Source organism: Neisseria sp. P0021.S005 (assembly GCF_051956955.1).
The window spans coordinates 1-397 of record NZ_JBQCWY010001010.1; the positions used below are offsets into that span (position 1 = coordinate 1).

Sequence of the window (397 nt, forward strand, 5' to 3'; positions counted from 1 at the left end):
CACTTAGGGCAAGGGCAACAGCCAATGATAAGGCTGCTTGGGAAAAAGGTTTCGTCTTCATAAAAAATCTTTCGGGTAACAGCATTTCAGACGGCCCTAAACTAATAGGCCGTCTGAAACATAATCAATCCTGAGCCAGCGCATCAATCGGGTTGAGCTTGGACGCCTTGTTGGCAGGCATAAAGCCGAACGCGACGCCGATGGCGGTGGAGCAGACGACTGCGCCGATGACGGAAGTCATGGAAATGCTCATTGGGAAGTCGGTAACAAAATAGTTGACCACCAGACTGATGCTTGCGGACAGCAATACACCGGACAGGCCGCCGATGATACAGATTAAGACGGCCTCAATCAGGAACTGTTGCAAAATATTGTTGCCTGTCTCTTATCCCCATCT

At 49.9% G+C, this 397-nt stretch carries 1 pseudogene; it reads right to left on the bottom strand.

Features of this window, described 5'->3' with window-relative positions:
- Positions 1-124: 124 nt before the first annotated feature.
- Positions 125-373 (bottom strand): annotated as a pseudogene (locus ACTHUE_RS20630) (FtsX-like permease family protein); the annotation flags it as partial.
- Between the last annotated feature and the right edge of the window lie 24 nt (positions 374-397).